This window comes from Janthinobacterium sp. Mn2066 (assembly GCF_049319705.1).
Lineage (GTDB): Bacteria > Pseudomonadota > Gammaproteobacteria > Burkholderiales > Burkholderiaceae_D > Janthinobacterium.
The window spans coordinates 244,095-264,362 of the sequence record NZ_JBMOUF010000003.1; the positions used below are offsets into that span (position 1 = coordinate 244,095).

The following is a 20,268-nucleotide window of genomic DNA, read 5'->3' on the forward strand; positions in this document are numbered from 1 at the left end:
ATAATACTTAATTTTCATAAGGATAACCGTGTTGCGATGCACAATGCTCGTTTGCGCGGGATATAGCGCAGCAGGGAGGCAGTCATATGGAACCGCAAACTCAGGAGTCACCACGCAAACCGCAATCCAGGCTGGCCAGGAATGTGAAATTCGGCCTGGGTGTGACTTTGGGGCTGGTCCTGGCAGGCGCGCTGGCGGGCGGCTGGTGGCTGCGCCAGGCGTGGCAGGATTTGCCCAGCGTCGAACACCTGGCGCAATACAAGCCGGCCCTGCCGCTGCGGATTTTTTCCAGCGAGGGTGAACTGCTGGCCGAATACGGCGAAGAGCGCCGCGAATTCCTGCCCCTGAAAGATATTCCGCTGCGCATGCGGCAAGCCTTGCTGGCCATCGAAGATGCGCGTTTCTACGAACACGGCGCCGTCGACTTCATGGGCCTGACGCGTGCCACCCTGGCCAACGTCGTCACGGGCCGCCATGCGCAGGGCGCCAGCACCATCACCATGCAGGTGGCGCGCGGCTTCTTCCTGTCGCGCGACAAAACCGTGCAGCGCAAGCTGACCGAAATGCTGCTGGCCTACAAACTGGAACAGCACTACGGCAAGGACAAGCTGCTGGAGCTGTATATGAACCAGATTTACCTGGGCGAGCGTTCCTACGGCTTTTCTGCCGCCTCGAACATTTATTTCGACAAGCCGCTAGCCGAGCTGACGGTAGCGGAAGCGGCCATGCTGGCCGGCTTGCCCAAGGCGCCGTCAGCCTACAACCCGGTCGCCAACCCCACGCGGGCCAAGCTGCGCCAGCGCTACATCTTGCAGCGCATGCGCGAACTGGGCGACATCACGCAAGCCGAATACGACGCGGCCGTGGCCGAACCGCTGCTGCTGAACCAGAGCCGCAACAGCTCCGTGCAGGCCGCCGCGTACGCGGTCGAAGAAGCGCGCCAGCTGATACTGCAAAGTTATCCCGAAGGCGCGTACAGCATGGGCCTGGACGTGACGACCACCATCCGCATGGCGCCCCAGCGGGCCGCCGACCAGGCGCTGCGTACGGGATTGCTGAACGCGCAGGCGCGGCGCGGTTATCGCGGCCCGGAAGCGCGCCTGCCTGCGTCTACCGACAAGGTGGCGCGCCAGCTGTCGCCTTACCCTGACAGCGGCGAGCTGCAGGCCGCGCTGGTGCGCAAGGTCGATACCTCCGGCAAGCGCCAGTTGACGGCGCAGTTGCGCAATGGCGACGAGATCGGCGTGGCCGCCTCGGATGTTCGCCTGGGCGGCAAGCTGCCGCTGGAAGGCAAACAGGCCGTAACTGAGGGCAGCGTGATCCGCGTGGTGCACGATGTGGCCAAGAAGCGCTGGCTGCTGACGCAATTGCCCGAGATGGAAGGCGCGGTGATTTCCGTCGATGCGCAGAGTGGCGAAATCGTCGCCATGGCGGGCGGCTTCGATTTTTACCGCAACCACTACAACCACGCCACCCAGGCTTATCGCCAGCCCGGTTCCAGCTTCAAGCCTTTCGTGTATGCGGCGGCGCTGGAAAAAGGCTATTTCCCCGGTAGCGAGGTAGATGACACGCAGCGCTTGCTGCTGCCGCAGGAAACAGGCGCGCAGCCCTGGCGTCCGCGCAATTACGGCGATAACTACGAAGGCTTCATCAGCGTGCGGCGTGGCTTGATACGCTCGAAAAACCTGGTGGCCGTCAGCCTGATGCAGGCCGCCGGCCCTGCGTATGTACAGCAGTTTGCCACCGGTTTCGGCTTTGAGGGGGCGCGCAATCCCGTCTCCTTACCGCTGGCGCTGGGCGCGGGCGCCGCCACGCCGCTGCAACTGGCGCAGGCGTATTCCGTATTCGCCAACGACGGTGTGCAGATGCCGCCGAAATTGATCAAGGAAGTGCGCAGCCGCGGCGGCGAAGTCCTGTTCAGCGATGCGGCGGCACGCCCCAAGGGCGAGGAAGTCGAAGGCACGCGCATCATCTCCGCGCGCAATGCCTATGTGATGGACAGCATGCTGCGCGACGTGGTGAAAAGCGGCACCGGGCGCGGCGCGCTGGCGCTGGGGCGCAGCGATGCGGCCGGCAAGACGGGCACCTCGAACAATGCGTATGACGCCTGGTTCGCCGGCTATTCCTCGGGCCTGGTGTCTGTCGTCTGGCTCGGCTACGACCAGCCTAAAAGCCTGGGTAATGCTACCGGCGGCACCCTGGCGCTGCCGGTCTGGCGCGACTACATGCAGGTGGCCGTGCAGGGCCGGCGCGAACAGGTGCGCAGCGAGCCGGAAGGGCTGGCCATGCTCGATGGCGACTATGTGTATGCCGAATACCTCGATGGCGACTGCGTGCAGGATAACTACGACTTTATCCACAGCAGCGTCAGCTGCGGCAGCGCCAAGGCCAACGAAGCGCGCAGCCTGAGCGAAGCGCGCGAACGCGCACAAATTCTCAAATCATTTTCGGAAGAGTAAGACCATGCTGTTACACACGATTTACCTGGTGGCGATCGTCGCCGAAGCGATGTCCGGCGCCATCATGGGCATGAGGCGCGGCATGGACCTGTTCGGCATCTGCATGATCGGCACCGTCACCGCGCTGGGTGGCGGCACCATCCGCGACATGCTGCTGGGGCACTATCCGCTAGGCTGGATCGCCCATCCCGAATACCTGATGTTTACCGTCGGCGCGGCCGTCGTCACGGCTTTTGTGGCGCGCTATCTGCACCACCTGCGCACGATCTTTTTGCTGGTCGATGGCCTGGGCCTGGTGGCTTTTTGCGTGATCGGCTGCGACATCGCCATGGGCGCCGGCATGCACCCGGCCATCGTGGTGCTGGCGGGGATGATCACGGGTGTCTTCGGCGGCCTGCTGCGCGATATCCTGTGCAACCAGATTCCGCTGGTGCTGCAGCGCGAAGTGTATGCCACCGTGGCCCTGTTTACGGGTAGCCTGTACGTGGGGCTGCTGTACTTCAAGGTGGACAGCTCGGTGGCACAGCTGGCTTCGATTGCGGCGGGCTTCCTGTTCCGTTTCCTGGCCCTGCATTTTGCATGGCGGCTGCCGAATTTTAACGCTGACCGGATCCGCGGATTTGAATAAAGGGGTTCGTTAAATCCCGCCCATGCAAATATATTTGATCACCAGGTAATCGTCGATGCCATAGTGCGACCCTTCGCGGCCCAGACCTGATTGCTTGACGCCGCCGAACGGCGCTACCTCGGTCGAGATCAGGCCCGTGTTCACGCCCACCATGCCGGACTCCAGCCCTTCGGCCACTCGCCAGATGCGGCCTATGTCGCGTGAATAAAAATACGCGGCCAGGCCGAATTCCGTATCGTTGGCCAGCGCTACCGCTTCTTCATCCCTGGTAAAACGGAACAGGGGCGCCAGCGGGCCGAAGGTTTCTTCGCGCGCCACCAGCATCTCGCTGGTGACGTCGGCGATCACCGTAGGCTGGAAGAAGCTGTGGCCCAGCGCGTGGCGCTGGCCACCCGTCAGCAGGCGGCCGCCCTTGGCCAGCGCGTCAGCCACGTGCTGCTCCACCTTCTTGACGGCCTTTTCCTCGATCAGCGGCCCTTGCGTGACGCCCTCGTCGACGCCGTTGCCCACCTTGAGCTTTTCCACCGCGTCCACCAGCTTTTTTGCGAACGCATCGTACACGCCATCCTGCACGTACAGGCGGTTGGCGCACACGCAGGTCTGGCCCGCGTTGCGGTATTTCGAGGCGATGGCGCCTTCCACGGCCGCATCGAGGTCGGCGTCATCGAACACGATGAACGGTGCATTGCCGCCCAGCTCCAGCGACAGTTTTTTAATCGTCGGTGCGCACTGGCGCATCAGCATGCGGCCCACTTCCGTCGACCCGGTAAAACTGAGCTTGCGTACCAGCGGGTTCGAGGTCATCTCGTCGCCGATTTCTTGCGACGACCCCGTAATCACATTGAACACGCCCGGCGGTATGCCGGCCCGTTCGGCCAGCACGGCCAGCGCCAGCGCGGAAAAAGGCGTCAGGCCGGCCGGCTTGACGATGATGGGGCAGCCGGCCGCCAGCGCCGGACCCACTTTGCGCGTGATCATCGCGGCTGGAAAATTCCATGGCGTGATGGCGGCGCAGACGCCAATCGGCTCCTTGGTCACCACGATGCGGCGGTCCGGCCACGGCGACGCCAGGGTGTCGCCCGCCACGCGCTTGCCTTCTTCGGCAAACCATTCGATGAATGACGCCGCATACTGTACTTCCCCCTTGGCTTCTGCCAGCGGCTTGCCCTGTTCGGCTGTCATGATCAGCGCCAAATCATCGGCGTGCTCCAGCATCAGGTCGTTCCAGCGGCGCAGGTAGGCGGCGCGCTCGCTGGCGCTTTTCTTGCGCCAGGCCGGCCAGGCGGCATTGGCGGCCGCAATCGCGTGCGCCGTTTCCTGCGTGCCCATGGTGGGCACGTGGCCGATGGTCTCGCCAGTGGCTGGATTGGTCACGTCGGCGTGCTTGCCGCTGGCGGCGTCCAGCCACTGGCCATTGAGATAGCATTGCTGGCGCAGCAGCGCCGGGTCTTTGAGCTTGAGCATGTGCGGAACTCCAGTTTGGCGTGGCTTTCCATGGTAGACCTTTTTATCCGCCGCACGATAGCGCCTGTGTTGGGCAGCGCACGCATGGGTAAAGGGAAGGCAGGATTTCGCTCTACCCGTCAGATAGTTCGGCTACACTGGCTTTGTCACCAATCAGAGAGGCCAGGCATGAATACTAACGACGACAAGAACGCGCCAACGGGCAATCAAGCGCCTAAAAAAGCGCCAGATTACCTGACGCGCTGGCGCATTCCACTTGGGCTGGCCGTCGCCGTGCTGCTGACCTTGAACCTGACCGGCGTGGACTGGTTTCGCAAGAAGCCGGCGCCGGTGCCGCCGGCTGCGGAAGCGGCGCCGGCATCGCAGCAGGCACCGCTGGCGGCGCCTTCGCCAGCGCAGGCCAAGCTCGATCCAGCCACCTGGCTGGTCAAGATCGACGCCTTGCTGAAAGCGGGCGATGCCCGGACGGCGCAACAGGAATGGGACGCTTTCAAGCAGGCCAATCCGAATTATCCGGTGGCCGAAGAATTGCAGCGGCGGCTGGCGCAGCTGAAAAAATAACGCTTAGACGATCCCCTTCTTGCGCTCCCACACGGCGCTGCCGACAAAGATGGCGGCGCAGACCCACATCACGGCGGGCAGGGCGTTGACGCCCACGGATTGCATCAAGACGCCCGTCAGCAAGGGGCCGCCGCCACTGGTGACGCCCCAGGTGGCGTTGACGATGGCGCTGGCGCTGGTCAGCGACAAACCTGTGAACCGTTCGCCGCACGCCACCAGCGCCAGCATGTAGATGCCGCCGGCGGCCGCGCCCAGCAGTAGCAGCAGGGTCCACCACAGCCACGGCGTATGGACGGCAAACGGCAGCATCGGCAGCAGCAGGCAGACGGCCACGCCGCAACCTGCATGCACTCTGGCGCGGCCAAAATGATCGGCCATCCATCCCAGCGCGAACTGCAAGCCCGTGTCGCCCACCAGCACCACCGTGGCCGACAGCAGGGCCAGGTCGGTGGCGATCCCGTGCCGCATCGCGTACAGCGGCAGCAGGCTGAGCGCCAGGGTATCGAACAGGGCAAAGAAGGCGGCGCCCAGCACGATCATCGGCATGCGCGGCAGGATCAAGGTCCAGCGCACGCCTTGTTCTTCGGTCTCTTGCTGCGGGCCGCTGTTCGAGATCAGCAGCAGTCCCGGCAAGGCCAGCAGGAACAGCAAGCCGCAGGCGGCAAAACTCCAGCTGGTCTTGCCGTTGAAGAGGGCCACCAGGGCAGGGCCGATCAGCTGGAAAAACGTAAAACTGGTGGTGTACATGGCCACCACCCGTCCCCGCGAATTGTCGGGCGCCAGGCGGTTGATCCACGCTTCGCCGATGGTAAACAGCACACCCATGGCGCCGCCGAACACAAAGCGCAGCAGGCTCCAGGCCAGCAGGCTGTCGCTGAACTGCATGGCGATGGTAACCAGGGACGCGATCCAGACGGCGCCCAGCATGGTGGCGCGCGGACCGAAACGGGCGACCCAGCGGGACACGAAAGGCGAAGCGGCCAGGATGCCGATGGCGCTGACGGCCGTGACCATGCCGATGATGTCGGTGCCTGCGCCGCGCTGGTCCAGCGTCAACGCCGTGAGCGGCATGGTGGCGCCCAGGCCCAGGCCGACCACGCCGATGCTGACCACCAGGGCAAAGAAGTCGCGCCATGGCATCTGCTTCATGGCTGTCCCTGCGGATAACGGGGGGAAGATGGTCTGGAAAAAAGGCGTTTGTTCATGGAGAAAATGGACAGATGTTGCTGGCGGCGCTGGTGTTTGGCGCCAGACGGGCATATGATGAATTTAAAAGCAACTACGGCAAAGCCGCTAGTGTAGCCCGAGCCGCTGCCTTGAGTGTGCCCCGGCACGGGCGCCTGTCATTCGATCATCACGTTAGCGAGGTGTCTGACCATGCGCCGTCCCATCGTTCTCGTTCCCGCCTGCCAGCGCCAGCTTGGCAAACAGGTGCATGGCCATACCTGGCATATGGCGCAGGATAAATACCTGCAAGCCGTGCTGCTGGGCGCCGACTGCATGCCGCTGGTCCTGCCCGGGTTCGGTGCCGACACCGATCTCGATGCAGCGCTGCATATCGCCGACGGCGTCTTGCTGACGGGGGCTGCGTCGAATCTCGATGCGAGGCTATATGGCGAAGAGATCCGCTTTCCCGAGCTGCCGCAAGATCCTGCCCGCGACGCTACCGCCTTGCCCCTGATACGGGCCGCGCTGGCCCGCAAGCTGCCCTTGCTGGCGATTTGCCGGGGCTTCCAGGAGGTCAACGTGGCGCTGGGCGGCAGCCTGCACCAGGCCGTGCATGCGGTCGCCAACATGCAGGATCACCGCGAAGATGTGCGTCAACCGCTGGAGCGCCAGTACGGCCCCGCGCACCGGGTGCGCCTGACGCCGGGTGGCCTGCTGTCGCGCATGCTCGGTGGCGAGAGCGAGATGATGGTCAATTCCCTGCATGGCCAGGGCGTGGCCAGATTGGCCGATGGTTTGAGCGTGGAGGCGCTGGCCGACGATGGCCTGGTCGAAGCCTTTGCGGTGGCGGGCGCTGAAGGTTTCGCGATGGCGGTACAGTGGCACCCGGAGTGGCAAGTGACCAGCAATCCTTTATCGATGCGGCTGTTCGGCGCCTTTGGCCAGGCTTGCCGCGATTTTCAAGAACAGCAGCATCGCCTGACAGCAGCAGATTGAACGGGCGCGCCGCCGCAGTGAGAACCTGTTTTAGCAAGCGGCGCTTGATCAAGACCAGCGAGAGGGAAGTATGGCAATACGCGAGAATTTCACCTATACCGATATGGATTTGTGGCTCAATGAAAAGCGGGTCACGGAAATCGAATGCCTGGTGCCTGACCTGACCGGGGTGGCGCGGGGGAAGATCCTGCCGCGCGCAAAATTCACCCAGGAGCGCGGCATGCGCATCCCGGAAGCGGTGCTGGGCATGACGGTGACGGGCAATTATCCCGTCGACGATGGCGGCTATGACCGCGCCATTTCCAGCACCGACCGCGACATGATTTTAAAGGCCGACCCCACTACCATCACCATGGTGCCGTGGGCCACCGACCCCACCGCGCAAGTGATCCACGACTGTTATTTTTCCGATGGCATGCTGGTCGATTTTGCGCCTCGCTCCGTGCTGCGCCGCGTGCTCAAACTGTATGCGGACAAGGGCTGGAAACCGGTGGTGGCGCCCGAACTGGAGTTCTACTTGACGGCAAAAAACAGCGACCCGGACTTGCCATTGAAGCCGCCCATCGGCCGCAGCGGCCGCGCCGAAACCAGCCGCCAGGTGTATAGCATCGATGCCGTCAACGAGTTCGACCCGCTGTTCGAGGATATCTACGATTACTGCGAACTGATGAACCTCGACGTCGATACCCTGATCCATGAAATCGGCGCGGGCCAGATGGAAATCAACTTCCTGCACGGCGATCCGCTGGGCCTGGCCGACAAGGTATTTTTCTTCAAGCGCACCCTGCGCGAAGCGGCGCTCAAGCACGATATGTACGCCACCTTCATGGCCAAGCCGATGGCGGGCGAGCCGGGGTCCGCCATGCATGTGCACCAGAGCGTGACCGATGCGAAGACGGGCTTGAATATCTTCAGCAACGAGGACGGTTCGGCCGCCACCATCTTCAAGCACTACATCGGCGGCTTGCAGCGCTATATGCCGTCGGCCATGGCCATCGTCGCGCCGTATGTGAATTCCTACCGCCGCATCGTGCGCCACACGGCCGCGCCCATCAATATCCAGTGGGGGCTGGATAACCGCACCGTGGGTTTCCGCGTGCCCGAATCGGGCGTGCAGGACCGCCGCATCGAAAACCGCATCATTGGCGCCGACGCCAATCCCTACCTGGCCCTGGCCGTGACCCTGGCCTGCGGCTACCTGGGCATGGTGGAGCAGATCGAGCCGACGCCGATGATGGTGGGCAGCGCCTACGACTTGAAATTCGAACTGCCGCAAGGCTTGCCGGAAGCGCTGCAACTGCTGCGCGCGGAAGACAAATTGCGCACGGTCTTGGGCGAGCGCTTTATCGACGTGTACGCGGCCATCAAGGACCTGGAACACCAGGAATTCATGACCGTCATCAGCCCCTGGGAACGCGAACACCTCTTACTGCACGTCTAAGGGAGGAAGCATGAGCACAACAAATAATCCGCTGGCGCCCGGCGCCGCCCTGGTTGCCTCCGTAGCGCAGAAAAACGCGGCGCCGCAAGTATTCGACACGGCCGCCATCCAGCTACTGGACTCGGCCCACTACCTGCATCCGTTCACCGATTTCCAGGACCTGGCCGCCAAGGGCGCGCGCGTGATCGTGCGCGGCGAGGGAGTCTACCTGTGGGATAGCCAGGGCAAAAAGATCGTCGATGGCATGTCGGGCCTGTGGTGCGTCAACGTGGGCTATGGCCGCAGCTCGATCTCGCAAGCCGTGTACCGGCAGATGGAAACCCTGCCGTTTTATAACAGCTTTTTCGGCACCACCAATGTGCCGGCCGCGCAGCTGGCGGCCAAACTGGCGCAGATTTCTCCGCCGCAGTTCCAGCACGTGTTCTTTACCAGTTCCGGTTCGGAAGCGAACGACACCAATGTGCGCATGGTGCGCCGCTACTGGGACCTGCTGGGCTACAAGGAACGGCACACCATCATCAGCCGCCACAACGCCTATCACGGCAGCACGGTGGCGGGTGCGTCGCTGGGCGGCATGGATGGCATGCATGCGCAGGGCGGCTTGCCGATCCCCGGCATCGTGCATATCGGCCAGCCCAATTACCTGGAAGCGGGCCACGGCCTGAGCCCTGAAGCCTTTGGTTTGAAGGCAGCTGGGTGGCTGGAAGAGAAAATCCTGGAGGTGGGCGCCGACAAGGTAGCCGCCTTTATCGGCGAGCCGGTGCAGGGCGCCGGTGGCGTGATCATCCCGCCAGCGACGTACTGGCCCGAGATCCAGCGCATCTGCGACAAGTACGGCATCCTGCTGATCGCCGATGAAGTCATTTGCGGTTTCGGCCGCCTGGGGCGCTGGTTCGGCTCCGAACTGTTCGGTATCAAGCCTGACCTGATCACCTTTGCCAAGGGCGTCACGTCCGGCTATGTGCCGCTGGGCGGCGTGCTGGTGGGGGACCGGGTGGCCAGGGTCCTGATCGACAAGGGCGGCGAATTCACGCACGGTTTCACCTATTCGGGCCACCCGGTGGCGTGTGCGGCGGCGCTGGAAAATATCCGCATCCTCGAAGAAGAAAACCTGGTGCGCCGTGTGGCGGAGGATACGGGGCCCTACCTGAAACAGCGTTTCGCCAGCCTGGCGACCCATCCATTGGTCGGTTATGCCGATAGCTGCGGCCTGGTGGCGGGCTTGAACCTGGTGCGCAGCAAAGGCAAGACTGTGCATGACAACGTGCTGTTTGAGGAAGACCAGGGCGTGGGCATGCTCTGCCGCCGCCATATGTTCGATAACGGCGTGATCATGCGGGCCGTGGGCGAGCGCATGATCGTCGCCCCGCCGCTGGTGATCACGCGCGCGCAGATCGACGAGATGGTGGCCCTGATCCGGCTATGCCTGGACAAGACTTATGCGGAAGTGCAGGAAAAGGGCTGGATATAAGTGCTCGTCCGGTTTCCGGCGGCAGATCCGCCGGGGGCATGCATCCCAGTGGGATGCATGCCGATCGCGATGCGACTGACCCAGCCTTTGCCGTTGGGTTTTCACCAAAATAAGCATCAACTTCGCAATTTTTGGACCGCAATGGCGGCAGTTCCGCTAAACTTCCATGTTGGCCGCTCATAGAGCGGCCAGTTTTTCATTTTGACACCATCTTACCCAGAAGCTAACCATACATGACGATAGCAACACCTGCCGCGTCGGCCAGCGACGCCCAAGCGCCATTTTTGCTGATTGACCAGCTGGTCAAGGAATTCGATGGCGTGCGCGCCGTCGATGCGATTTCCGTGACGATCAACAAGGGCGAGATTTTCGCCTTGCTGGGCAGTTCAGGCTGCGGTAAATCGACCCTGCTGCGCATGCTGGCCGGTTTCGAGACGCCGACCTCGGGCACGATCGCGCTGGCGGGTAACAGCATCGTCGACGTGCCGCCGCATCAGCGGCCGATCAACATGATGTTCCAGTCGTATGCGCTGTTTCCGCATCTGTCCGTATGGGACAACATCGCCTTCGGCCTGCGCCGCGACGGCTTGCCGAAAGCAGAGGTCAGCGCGCGCGTGGAGCAGATGCTGGCGCTGGTGCAGCTGACGCAATATGCGAAGCGCAAGCCGCATCAGCTGTCGGGCGGGCAGCAGCAGCGCGTGGCGCTGGCGCGCAGCCTGGCCAAGCGGCCGCAATTGCTGCTGCTCGATGAACCATTGGGCGCGCTGGATAAGAAACTGCGCGAGCGCACGCAGATGGAACTGGTGAATATCATCGAGCAGGTGGGCGTGACTTGCGTGATGGTCACGCATGACCAGGATGAAGCGATGAGCATGGCCACGCGCATCGCCGTGATGAGCGAAGGGCGCATCCTGCAGGTGGGCGCGCCCGGTGAAATCTATGAAACGCCGAACTGCCGCTTCGTTGCCGACTTTATCGGCAGCGTGAACCTGTTCGACGGCCGCATCACGGAAGACGAACCCGATCACGTGGTGGTCGATACGCCCGACGGCCGCCAGTATGTCGCCCACGGTATCACGGGCAACCTGGGCATGGATGTGTCGGTGGCCGTGCGGCCTGAAAAAATCGCCATCCAGATCGACCCTCCCGCGCTGGAAGAACGCGCTTCGCCGGCCGAACACGGCTACAACTGCGCCCAGGGCGTGATCGTCGCCATGGCGTATTTTGGCAATGAAACCAGCTACCATGTGCGCCTCGACAGCGGCACGGTGGTCAAAGTGGCGCGCACCAACGCGGCCCGCCATGACGTGGCGCGCCTCGAGCGCGACCAGCGCGTGTGGGTGTGGTGGGATGGCGCCGACATCGTCGTGCTGACCAGCTGAGGCCATCATGACGTCCATGCTGAAAATGCTGCGCAATCTCGTCACCCTGCGCTGGTTAATGGGGAAAACCGCGGGAAGAAATGCCGTGATCGCCGTGCCGGCGCTGTTCCTGACAATCGCCTTTCTGATTCCCTTCCTGATCGTGCTGCGCATCAGCCTGTCCGACATGGATACGGCCGGCAGCCCGTTTGGCGGCTTGCTGTCCTATGTCGATGGCATCGTGGTATTGAAGGTCAAGATCGCCAATTACCTGTTCATCGCGGCCGACGAACTGTATCTGCTGACTTACCTCAGCTCCATCAAGTATGCGGCGATGACCACCGCCATCTGCCTGGTCATCGGCTATCCGTTTGCCTACTTCATGGCGCGCGCCAAGCCGTCCATCCGCCCGGTGCTGATGATGCTGGTGATGCTGCCGTTCTGGACCTCCTTTTTGCTGCGCGTGTATGCGTGGAAGGGCATCCTGGCCAACCAGGGTTTGCTGAACGACTTGCTGCTGTCGCTGGGGCTGATCAGCGCGCCGCTGCACATGATGAACACCTCGTTTTCACTGGTGGTCGGCATGGTCTACGCTTATCTGCCTTTCATGATTTTGCCGCTGTACGCCAACCTGGTGAAAATGGACATGCGCTACCTGGAAGCGGCGGCCGACCTGGGCGCCACGCCGCTGCAGGCGTTCTGGCGCATCACCGTGCCGCTGTCGAAGTCGGGCATCATCGCCGGTGCCATGCTGGTCTTCATTCCGTCCGTCGGCGAGTATGTGATCCCCGAACTGCTGGGCGGCCCGGAAACGCTGATGATCGGCCGCGTACTGTGGGATGAATACTTCACCAATAACGACTGGGCCATGGCCTCGTCGGTGACGGTGCTGGTGATCCTGCTGATCCTGGTGCCGATGGCGATTTTTAACAAATACAAGACGGACCAGGATGGGGAGGAGCGGGCATGAGCGCAAATGTGAGTGGACGTAGCTTTCTTCAGCGCTGGTTTGGCCGCGGCTGGCTCTCGCTGGGCTATCTGTTCCTGTACCTGCCGATCATCGTGCTGATCGTTTTTTCGTTCAACAGCTCGCGCCAGGACATGGTGTGGAGCGGCTTTTCGCTGCGCTGGTATAGCGAATTGATGAACGACAGCGAGATCATTTCCGGCTTTGGCCTGTCGCTGAAGATTGCCTTTTTCTCGGCCACGTCGTCCGTCATCCTGGGCACCTTCGCCGCGTTTGCCCTGAACAGCTACCAGCGCTTCCGTGGCCGCACCCTGTTTTCTTCCATGGTCAGCGCGCCGCTGGTGATGCCGGAAGTGATCATCGGCCTGTCCTTGCTGCTGATGCTGGTGTCCATGCAAAAGGTGTTCGGTTTTCCCGAGCGGGGCGTGCTGACGATCTGGCTGGGCCACACCTTGCTGGGCATGGCGTATGCGGCGGTGGTGGTGCAATCGCGTTTGCAGGAAATGAGCAAGTCGCTGGCCGAGGCGGCGATGGACCTGGGCTGCCGCGCGCACCAGGTGTTTTTCCTGGTGACCCTGCCGAATATCACGCAGGCGCTGGCATCGGCCTGGCTGCTGACTTTTACTTTGTCGCTGGACGACGTGGTGCTGTCGGCCTTCTTGTCGGGCCCCGGTTCGACCACCATGCCGCTGGTGATCTTCTCGCGTGCGCGCCTGGGCCTGGACCCGCGCGTGAACGCCGTGGCCGCCCTGACGATTCTGGTGGTGACGATCGCCGTGATCATCTTCAGCGTGATGCTGGCGCGCGCCGACCGGCGCCGCCGCAAGCAGATGTCCGCCGCCTATGCACAGGAAAACTAGCAGGAAGAGTAGACTGTTGTCTCCACCATACAGGAGACAGCCATGGCAGAAGCAGCAATAGACTGGCACGCACGGGCAAACGAACTGAAAATCGATGGCCGCGCCTTTATCAACGGCCAGCGCGTAGCGGCCTTGTCGGGACAGGTATTCGACAATCTGTCACCCATCGATGGCCGCTTGCTGGGGCAGGTGGCGCGTTGCGATGGCCTTGACGTGGATGCTGCCGTGCTGGCGGCCCGCGCGGCGTTTGACGAGCGCCGCTGGGCCGGCAAGTCGCCCGCGCAGCGCAAGCGGGTGCTGCTCAAGTTTGCCGACCTGGTGCAAAAACATGGCTCCGAGCTGGCGCTGCTCGAAACGCTGGACATGGGCAAGCCGATCAAGTACAGCCAGAGCGTGGACGTGGGCGCCACGGCCAACTGCCTGCGCTGGTATGGCGAAGCGATCGACAAGGTCTACGATGAAATCGCCCCTACGCCGGCCAGCAGCCTGGCCCTGATCACGCGTGAACCGGTCGGTGTGGTGGCCGCCATCGTGCCATGGAATTACCCGATGATCATGGCTGCCTGGAAGATCGCTCCCGCGCTGGCGGCCGGTAACAGCGTGATCCTCAAGCCGTCTGAAAAATCGCCATTGACGGCCTTGCGCCTGGCCGAACTGGGCCTGGACGCAGGCTTGCCGCCCGGCGTCTTGAATGTGCTGCCCGGTTACGGCCATGAGGCGGGCGCCGCGCTGGCCCTGCACATGGATATCGATTGCATCGCCTTTACGGGTTCCACGCGCACGGGCAAATTGATCGTGCAGATGGCGGGCCAGTCGAACCTGAAACGGGCCTGGACTGAACTGGGCGGCAAGTCGGCCAATATCGTCTGCGCCGATTGCCCTGACCTCGATCAAGCCGTGGCCGCCGCCATCGGCTCCATCTTTTTCAACCAGGGCGAAAGCTGCAATGCGCCGTCGCGGCTGTTCGTGGAAGAATCGATCAAGGCCGAGTTTTTGCAAAAAGCGCTGGCCATGCTGCCCCGCTTCCAGCCTGGCGATCCGCTCGATGAAGCCACGGTGATGGGCGCCATCGTCGACGCTACGCAAATGCAGACGGTGATGGGCTATATCGCGGCCGGCCAGCGCGAAGGCGCGCAACTGCTGGGCGGCGGCGCACAGGCGCGCACGGAAACGGGCGGCTACTATGTGCAGCCGACCATCTTCGACGGCGTCGATGGCACGATGACGATCGCGCGCGAAGAGATCTTCGGGCCCGTCCTGTCGGTGCTGGGGTTTACCGATCTTGCCGACGCCGTACAGCAGGCCAACGCCACGCCCTACGGTTTGCAGGCGGCCGTGTGGACTTCAAATATCAGCAAGGCCATCCAGACGGCCCGCGCCCTGCGCGCCGGCACCGTCCACGTCAACCAGTATGACGGCGACGACATCACGGTGCCGTTCGGCGGCTACAAGCAGTCGGGCAACGGGCGCGATAAATCCTTGCACGCGCTCGACAAATACACGGAGCTGAAGACCACCTGGATACAGGTGGGCTAACACAGTCCTTTGTCGCGGCAGTAGCGGCGTACCGAGTCGTCGATGGTCGGCAGTGCACCGAACAGCCTGTGCTGCCGCTGGCTGTCGTGGCTGACATAGCCTCCCTTGCGTATCCACGCCAGTACCCTGGCCTGGTCCCGCAGGCGCGGCGGGAAAAACCTGGCCACCAGCGGCAACAGCGCGACAACGAAGGAAGGGAAGACAGGCCGAGCCACGACTGGCCGGCCCAGCACCTGGGTGAACGCTGCGGCCACCAGGGTGCCCGTGGCCGGCACGTCGCAGCAGATATCCACGCTCTGGTTCAGCTCAGCGGCTGGCAAGTCGAGGGCGGCATGGGCCGCATAGCGGGCCAGGTCCGGCGAATAGATCATGCTCATGGGCACGCCAGGGACGATGTCTGGAAAAACGCCTAGCCGTACCTTGCCGGCGACCACGTCCTGCGCCCGGTCGAGGAAGGCGCCGGCGCGCAGGGCCAGGTAGGGCTGGCCCTTCTGTGCCAGGTAGTGCTCGGTCATCAGCTTTTGCGCAAAGTGGGGCACATCGGGCGCTTGGTCGCATGCCAGGATAGAGACCAGCACGAAGCGGGGGATGCCGGCTTGCCTGGCCGCGTCCACCAGGTGGCGGTATCCCTCGGTATCGGTACGGGAATGATCGCCTTGCGTGCGGGCCGAGTGGGCGCTGAAGCCGGCTGCGCTGGCAATCACCGCGACGGACCTGGGTTCGCTGGCCAATGCCCGTTGCAGCGCAGCGGGGTCCATCAGGTCGGCCACCACAAAGTCCGTCACGCCCAGCGCGACGAGTTTGCTGCGGTCGCTGGTGGCCCGCACCATGGCCCTCACATGGGCGCCTTTCTTGAGCAGGGCGCGCACGATTTCCGATCCCAGCGTTCCTGAAGCACCTACCACGGTGACTGTTCTGGTGTCCATGTACTTCCTTCCTATCGATGGTCATGGCAGCATGGTAAAAGGCGTGCCAGATATAATCTATGCGATGAAGTATTCAATTATGTCGAGATCGTCCAGGAATGCGGCCGATCCACTCTCGGACGTGCTGTCCCTGCTCAAGCCGCGCAGCTATATGTCGGGCGGCATCGACGCGGGCGGAGAGTGGTCGTTCCAGTTTGCGCCCAGTAACTGTTTCCTGTGTTTTGCGCTCGTCACCGGTCAGTGCTGGCTGTTGATCGATGGCGACGATGAGGCGGTACGGCTGCAGGCAGGCGATTTTGTGGCCTTGCCGCACGGGCCGGCGTTCCGCTTTGCCAGCGACCTGGCGCTTGTCCCGGTGGACGTGCGCTCTGTCGTGACCGGGCCCATGCACGGGAACATTGTTCGCTGGCAGGGTGGCGGCGCGTGCCTGGGGCTGACGGCTTTCTTTACCTTTGCTGCGGAGCACGCGAACATACTGCTGGGGCTGCTGCCCGCGCTGGTGCATCTGCGCAGCCCTGCTGATCGTGCTGTCATGCAATGGTATTTGCAGCGCATGAGGGCCGTATTGCAAGCCCCGCAGCCAGGCGATACCTTGCTCGGTGAACACCTTGCGCAGATGATGCTGATCGAGATGCTGCGCCTGCATGTGGCGCAGCAAGACACGGATAGCGTGGGCTGGCTGTTCGCTTTGTCGGACCGGCATTTGCGAGCCGTCATCATGGCCATGCACGAGCGCCCCGGTCATGGCTGGACGGTGCAGGAACTCGCCGGACTGGCCTGCATGTCGCGCTCGGCTTTCTCGCTGCATTTCAAAAACAAGGTGGGCATGCCCGTGATGGCCTACCTGATCCGATGGCGGATGCTGCTGGCAAGCGAGCGGCTTTTACATACTCAGGATGCTGTTTCCACCATCGCACTGGACCTGGGCTACCGCTCCGAAAGTGCATTCAGCTTCGCCTTCAAGCGGGAGATGGGCTGTTCTCCCCGTCAATACTGCCGTGTGCCGGCAAGCTAGTAGGCCAGCTTTGGATACCAGTCCTTGCCGCGTCCGGCTGGCGTCAAGTCCAGCAGGTTCCATAAGGGTGTAGGGTCGGGTGCGCCGCGCGGGTCCTGGCCCGGGTCCTGGGTGCCGCCCAGTTCCCCGCCCCAGAAGTGATAGACCTTGCCGTTGCGCCTGACCCAGACGTCGAGCGCCGGCCATTCGCTGCCGTCCGGCGCCAGGCCCCGGTAATCGCGCGCATAACTGTCACCGGCCGTCGCGTAAAACGACAGGTTTTTCCAGCCCCGTTCACGGGCGAACGCCAGTTGCCGCGCGACTGGCGAGCGGCCGATCACGGCCACGGCGATGCGCTGTTGCAGGTCGGCCACCGGCGTATCCAGGGCTCCCAGGAAGGCGGTGCACATGGGGCAGGGCCGCTGCCGCTGCGGGCCATACATCCAGAAGTACGTCAGCAGGGTGTCGTGCGCACCGAACAAGTCGGCCAGCTGCACGGTGTTGCCGTTTTCATCCGTGAACGCGTACTCGGGCGGTTCGCCGCCCAGCGGCAAGGCGCGCCGCTGCTGCGCGACGCGCTCGATATGGCGCCGCAATTCGATTTCTTCCGCCAGCAAGGCCACGCGTGCGGCACGGTACTCGGCGCTGTCGTTCGGATAGGGCTTGCTGGCCTTGGCGGCCAGCGTGGTGGCGGGTTCCAGTGTGCTCATCTCATGCTCCCTGTTTGTCTGCGTTGCCAGGAGCATCACGCTACGCCGTTGATGGTCAGGCGGCTGTGCGCTGTTTCACGCATGCGTGGGGTTTTTATATTTCCAATATTTTTCTTTACAGATACCTTTTCCATGTGCAACTATTATATTTATGATAGTCTTATTATTGGGAGAAAATCACATGCAGCTTAAACTGAATCAGCTGAAAAAGATGGCATTGGCGTTATTGTTGGCGAGCAGCATCCCCGCGCTGGCCCAGTCCAGCACGGCGGATGCGCCTTGGACCGGCACGTGGGCGGTCACGCCGTGGACTACCGGCGACGCGGGCTTTAACAACCAGACCATCCGCCAGATTGTCTATACCAGTATCGGTGGTTCGGCGGCGCGGGTGCGGCTGTCTAACCTGTTCGGCAGCGAGCCATTGCAAATCGGTAACGTGCATATCGCGCTGCGCGACAGCGACGCCCGCATCATTCCCGGCAGCGACCGCCTGGCGACCTTCGGCGGCCAGACGGCGATCACCATCGCGCGCGGCGCGGAAGTGCTCAGCGATGCGGTGACCCTCGATGTGCCGGCGCTGGGCAATGTGGCGGTCAGCATCTACCTGCCTGGCCGCACGGCGAATAATTCGACCGGCCACGCCGGTTCGCTGCAAGACGTGTATATCGCGCCTGGTGATGTGGGCGGCACCGTCGATTTGCCGGGCGGCAGCGCCAATTCCGTCAGCGGCCAGGCGTATTACTTCCTGACGGGCCTGGATGTGCAAAACCCGGCCGCGACCGGCGCCGTGGTGACTTTCGGCGCATCGATCACTGATGGCATCGCTTCGCGCGGCAATGTGAACCGGCGCTGGCCGAACGACCTGGCGCGCCGTTTGCAGCAAGCCAATATGACGGTGGGCGTGCTGAACCAGGGTATCAGCGGCAATAATTTTTTCTATGATGGCGCCGGCCAGGCGGGCCGCACCCGCTTCAATCGCGATGCCTTGCAGCAAGCCGGCGTGAAATGGGTGATCGTTTCGGATGACGCGGTCAATAGCCTGAACAATGGCAATCCGCCACCGGCAGCCGACTTTATCGCCGTCTACAAGGAATTGATTGCCCAGGCGCACCAGGCCAACGTCAAGTTCCTGTGCTCGACCCTGACGCCCTTCCACGGCACGCCGCAATGGACGCCGGCCGCCGAAAACGTCCGCGCCCAGCTCGAAGCATTCATGAAGAGTCCGGACAGCGGCTGCGACGGCATCGTCGACCAGGCGCTGGCGACCAGCGATCCGGCCGACCGCACGCGCTATTTGCCAGCCTTCAATGCCGGCGACAGCCTGCATCCGAATGAAGAAGGTTTGCAGGCGATTGCCGACGCGGTGCCGCTGAACAAACTGCGCTTGTTGCCAGCCGTAACAAAACCGCTGGTGTGCGGCCAGTTGCAGGCGGGTGAAGGCTTGTTGCGCGGTGAAACGCTGGCTTCCTGCGATGGACGTTTCACGTTCAGCCTGGGCCAGGATGGCAACTTGACGATTGCCGATGGCGACACGCAATTATGGTCCAGCGGCACGGCTGGCAGCAGCGCGGCCGAGGTCGTGCTGCAAGACGATGGCAGGCTGGTGGAATACGATGCCAAGGGCAATGTGCTGTGGCAAAGCGACAGCAGCAGCCATCCGGGCGCCGTGACCTTCTTGCAAAATGACGGGAATCTGGTGATCTACAGTAACAACCAGCCGGTGTGGGCGTCGAATACCTGCTGTCACTGAGTTGTTTGACTGCGTTGTTTGAAAGCGTGGCTGCCTGGGCGGCCACGCGTGGAATACGATCAGAAGCAGTGTTCGGGCGCCGGGAAGCTGCCTTCCTTGACGGCTTTCACATAGCCGCTGACGGCGTCGTCGATGCTGGCCGCGCCTTCCATGAAGTTGCGCACGAAACGTGCCTTGCGGCCCGGGAACACGCCCAGCAGGTCGTGCATGACCAGTACCTGGCCGGAACAGTCGGGGCCGGCGCCGATGCCGATGGTGGGAATCGCCAGCAGCTCCGTGACTTCCTTGCCCAGCGTGGAAGGAACCGCTTCGATCACGACCAGCGAGGCGCCGGCTTTTTGCAGGGCCAGCGCGTCGCTTTTCAGCAAGTCGGCGCTTTCGATGCTCTTGCCCTGCACCTTGTAGCCGCCCAGCTGATGCACGGATTGCGGCGTCAGGCCCAGGTGGGCGCAGACGGGCACCGAACGCTCGGTGAGGAATTTCACGGTGTCGGCCAGCCAGGCGCCGCCTTCGATCTTGATCATGTGGGCGCCAGCCTGCATCAGGGTGACGGCATTGTTAAACGCCGTTTCGGGCGTGCCATAGGCGCCGAATGGCAGGTCGGCCACGATCATGGCGGACTTGCTGCCACGGGCGACGGCAGCTGTGTGGTAAGCCAGTTCCGCCACGGTGACGGGCAGGGTCGAGTGATGGCCATTGCAGACCATGCCCAGCGAGTCGCCGATCAACAGCACTTCCACGCCACAGCGGTCCATCAGCGACGCGAAGCTGGCGTCGTAGCAGGTCAGCATGGTGATTTTTTCACCGGCGGCGCGCAGGGCGGACAGCGCCGGGATGGTGACAGCCTTGGCGGCGACAGGTTTCGCAGGCGCCGGCGCAGGGGCGGCAGCCTTGTCTTTCGCGGCCAAATCTGTTCCTTGCAAATAAGCGGACATAAGAATTCTCAAGAGTGAATAGGGGGTGACGCAGATGCACGC

The 20,268-nt window shown here is 62.9% G+C and carries 17 protein-coding genes; 12 read left to right on the forward strand and 5 right to left on the reverse strand.

The genetic code is table 11. The features are described from left to right. Positions 1-86: 86 nt before the first annotated feature. Together ACL9RI_RS07430 and ACL9RI_RS07435 are read left to right on the forward strand one after the other, a co-directional pair. Positions 87-2,459: a penicillin-binding protein 1A gene (locus ACL9RI_RS07430; protein WP_422725938.1), complete on the forward strand. Its 2,373-nt coding sequence runs from the start codon at positions 87-89 to the stop codon at positions 2,457-2,459. Positions 2,460-2,463: 4 nt separating this feature from the next. Next, on the forward strand, positions 2,464-3,087 hold the full coding sequence (locus tag ACL9RI_RS07435; protein WP_422725939.1) for a trimeric intracellular cation channel family protein: 624 nt from the start codon (positions 2,464-2,466) through the stop codon (positions 3,085-3,087). A gap of 9 nt (positions 3,088-3,096) precedes the next feature. Here ACL9RI_RS07435 and gabD read toward each other — a convergent pair whose 3' ends face one another. Beyond that, a complete protein-coding gene (gene gabD, locus ACL9RI_RS07440; protein ID WP_422725940.1) occupies positions 3,097-4,551 on the reverse strand; it encodes an NADP-dependent succinate-semialdehyde dehydrogenase in 1,455 nt (484 codons plus the stop codon). Positions 4,552-4,719: 168 nt separating this feature from the next. Between gabD and ACL9RI_RS07445 the strand changes: the two genes are divergently transcribed. Next, positions 4,720-5,112, forward strand: a complete 393-nt coding sequence (locus ACL9RI_RS07445; RefSeq protein ID WP_422725941.1) for a hypothetical protein — start codon at positions 4,720-4,722, stop codon at positions 5,110-5,112. A 3-nt stretch (positions 5,113-5,115) separates the two neighbouring features. Here ACL9RI_RS07445 and ACL9RI_RS07450 read toward each other — a convergent pair whose 3' ends face one another. Continuing rightward, positions 5,116-6,261, reverse strand: a complete 1,146-nt coding sequence (locus tag ACL9RI_RS07450) for an MFS transporter (protein ID WP_422725942.1) — start codon at positions 6,259-6,261, stop codon at positions 5,116-5,118. 228 nt (positions 6,262-6,489) lie between these two features. On the opposite strand from ACL9RI_RS07450, the gene ACL9RI_RS07455 reads away from it, so the two are divergent. From ACL9RI_RS07455 to ACL9RI_RS07485, 7 genes are all read left to right on the forward strand, one after another. Next, positions 6,490-7,275 carry a gamma-glutamyl-gamma-aminobutyrate hydrolase family protein gene (locus ACL9RI_RS07455; RefSeq protein ID WP_422725943.1) on the forward strand — a complete coding sequence of 262 codons (786 nt, stop codon included), beginning with the start codon at positions 6,490-6,492 and terminating at the stop codon, positions 7,273-7,275. A gap of 70 nt (positions 7,276-7,345) precedes the next feature. Further along, positions 7,346-8,716, forward strand: a complete 1,371-nt coding sequence (locus ACL9RI_RS07460) for a glutamine synthetase family protein (protein ID WP_422725944.1) — start codon at positions 7,346-7,348, stop codon at positions 8,714-8,716. Between the two features lie 10 nt (positions 8,717-8,726). Continuing rightward, positions 8,727-10,187 carry an aspartate aminotransferase family protein gene (locus ACL9RI_RS07465; protein WP_422725945.1) on the forward strand — a complete coding sequence of 487 codons (1,461 nt, stop codon included), beginning with the start codon at positions 8,727-8,729 and terminating at the stop codon, positions 10,185-10,187. A gap of 233 nt (positions 10,188-10,420) precedes the next feature. Further along, entirely contained in the window at positions 10,421-11,569 is a 1,149-nt protein-coding gene (locus ACL9RI_RS07470) for an ABC transporter ATP-binding protein (RefSeq protein WP_422725946.1), read from the forward strand. A 16-nt stretch (positions 11,570-11,585) separates the two neighbouring features. Further along, complete coding sequence (locus ACL9RI_RS07475) at positions 11,586-12,518, forward strand: ABC transporter permease subunit (protein WP_422726136.1); 933 nt, start codon at positions 11,586-11,588, stop codon at positions 12,516-12,518. After that, positions 12,515-13,375: an ABC transporter permease gene (locus tag ACL9RI_RS07480; RefSeq protein ID WP_422725947.1), complete on the forward strand. Its 861-nt coding sequence runs from the start codon at positions 12,515-12,517 to the stop codon at positions 13,373-13,375. Before ACL9RI_RS07475 ends, ACL9RI_RS07480 begins: the two co-directional genes overlap by 4 nt. Before the next feature lie 42 nt (positions 13,376-13,417). After that, a complete protein-coding gene (locus tag ACL9RI_RS07485; protein WP_422725948.1) occupies positions 13,418-14,911 on the forward strand; it encodes an aldehyde dehydrogenase in 1,494 nt (497 codons plus the stop codon). Here the strand turns inward: ACL9RI_RS07485 and ACL9RI_RS07490 are convergent. Further along, positions 14,908-15,837, reverse strand: coding sequence for an SDR family oxidoreductase (locus tag ACL9RI_RS07490; protein ID WP_422725949.1), 930 nt, complete (start codon positions 15,835-15,837; stop codon positions 14,908-14,910). The genes ACL9RI_RS07485 and ACL9RI_RS07490 overlap by 4 nt on opposite strands. On the opposite strand from ACL9RI_RS07490, the gene ACL9RI_RS07495 reads away from it, so the two are divergent. Then, positions 15,836-16,852 carry an AraC family transcriptional regulator gene (locus tag ACL9RI_RS07495; protein ID WP_422725950.1) on the forward strand — a complete coding sequence of 339 codons (1,017 nt, stop codon included), beginning with the start codon at positions 15,836-15,838 and terminating at the stop codon, positions 16,850-16,852. The genes ACL9RI_RS07490 and ACL9RI_RS07495 overlap by 2 nt on opposite strands. Here ACL9RI_RS07495 and ACL9RI_RS07500 read toward each other — a convergent pair. Beyond that, a complete protein-coding gene (locus ACL9RI_RS07500; protein WP_422725951.1) occupies positions 16,849-17,541 on the reverse strand; it encodes a DUF899 family protein in 693 nt (230 codons plus the stop codon). The genes ACL9RI_RS07495 and ACL9RI_RS07500 overlap by 4 nt on opposite strands. A gap of 181 nt (positions 17,542-17,722) precedes the next feature. On the opposite strand from ACL9RI_RS07500, the gene ACL9RI_RS07505 reads away from it, so the two are divergent. Next, a complete protein-coding gene (locus ACL9RI_RS07505) occupies positions 17,723-19,291 on the forward strand; it encodes a GDSL-type esterase/lipase family protein (protein ID WP_422725952.1) in 1,569 nt (522 codons plus the stop codon). A 59-nt stretch (positions 19,292-19,350) separates the two neighbouring features. On the opposite strand, the gene panB is transcribed toward ACL9RI_RS07505, so the two are convergent. Continuing rightward, the gene (gene panB, locus ACL9RI_RS07510; protein WP_422725953.1) at positions 19,351-20,226 is read right to left on the reverse strand and encodes a 3-methyl-2-oxobutanoate hydroxymethyltransferase; all 876 of its coding nucleotides are present in this window, start codon (positions 20,224-20,226) and stop codon (positions 19,351-19,353) included. Between the last annotated feature and the right edge of the window lie 42 nt (positions 20,227-20,268).

Bases quoted from the DNA above. Each gene is read 5' to 3' on its own strand.
- ACL9RI_RS07430 (WP_422725938.1), top strand. From the start codon at position 87: ATGGAACCGCAAACTCAGGAGTCACCACGCAAACCGCAATCCAGGCTG.
- ACL9RI_RS07435 (WP_422725939.1), top strand. From the start codon at position 2,464: ATGCTGTTACACACGATTTACCTGGTGGCGATCGTCGCCGAAGCGATG.
- gabD (WP_422725940.1), bottom strand. From the start codon at position 4,551: ATGCTCAAGCTCAAAGACCCGGCGCTGCTGCGCCAGCAATGCTATCTC.
- ACL9RI_RS07445 (WP_422725941.1), top strand. From the start codon at position 4,720: ATGAATACTAACGACGACAAGAACGCGCCAACGGGCAATCAAGCGCCT.
- ACL9RI_RS07450 (WP_422725942.1), bottom strand. From the start codon at position 6,261: ATGAAGCAGATGCCATGGCGCGACTTCTTTGCCCTGGTGGTCAGCATC.
- ACL9RI_RS07455 (WP_422725943.1), top strand. From the start codon at position 6,490: ATGCGCCGTCCCATCGTTCTCGTTCCCGCCTGCCAGCGCCAGCTTGGC.
- ACL9RI_RS07460 (WP_422725944.1), top strand. From the start codon at position 7,346: ATGGCAATACGCGAGAATTTCACCTATACCGATATGGATTTGTGGCTC.
- ACL9RI_RS07465 (WP_422725945.1), top strand. From the start codon at position 8,727: ATGAGCACAACAAATAATCCGCTGGCGCCCGGCGCCGCCCTGGTTGCC.
- ACL9RI_RS07470 (WP_422725946.1), top strand. From the start codon at position 10,421: ATGACGATAGCAACACCTGCCGCGTCGGCCAGCGACGCCCAAGCGCCA.
- ACL9RI_RS07475 (WP_422726136.1), top strand. From the start codon at position 11,586: ATGCTGAAAATGCTGCGCAATCTCGTCACCCTGCGCTGGTTAATGGGG.
- ACL9RI_RS07480 (WP_422725947.1), top strand. From the start codon at position 12,515: ATGAGCGCAAATGTGAGTGGACGTAGCTTTCTTCAGCGCTGGTTTGGC.
- ACL9RI_RS07485 (WP_422725948.1), top strand. From the start codon at position 13,418: ATGGCAGAAGCAGCAATAGACTGGCACGCACGGGCAAACGAACTGAAA.
- ACL9RI_RS07495 (WP_422725950.1), top strand. From the start codon at position 15,836: ATGTACTTCCTTCCTATCGATGGTCATGGCAGCATGGTAAAAGGCGTG.
- ACL9RI_RS07490 (WP_422725949.1), bottom strand. From the start codon at position 15,837: ATGGACACCAGAACAGTCACCGTGGTAGGTGCTTCAGGAACGCTGGGA.
- ACL9RI_RS07500 (WP_422725951.1), bottom strand. From the start codon at position 17,541: ATGAGCACACTGGAACCCGCCACCACGCTGGCCGCCAAGGCCAGCAAG.
- ACL9RI_RS07505 (WP_422725952.1), top strand. From the start codon at position 17,723: ATGCAGCTTAAACTGAATCAGCTGAAAAAGATGGCATTGGCGTTATTG.
- panB (WP_422725953.1), bottom strand. From the start codon at position 20,226: ATGTCCGCTTATTTGCAAGGAACAGATTTGGCCGCGAAAGACAAGGCT.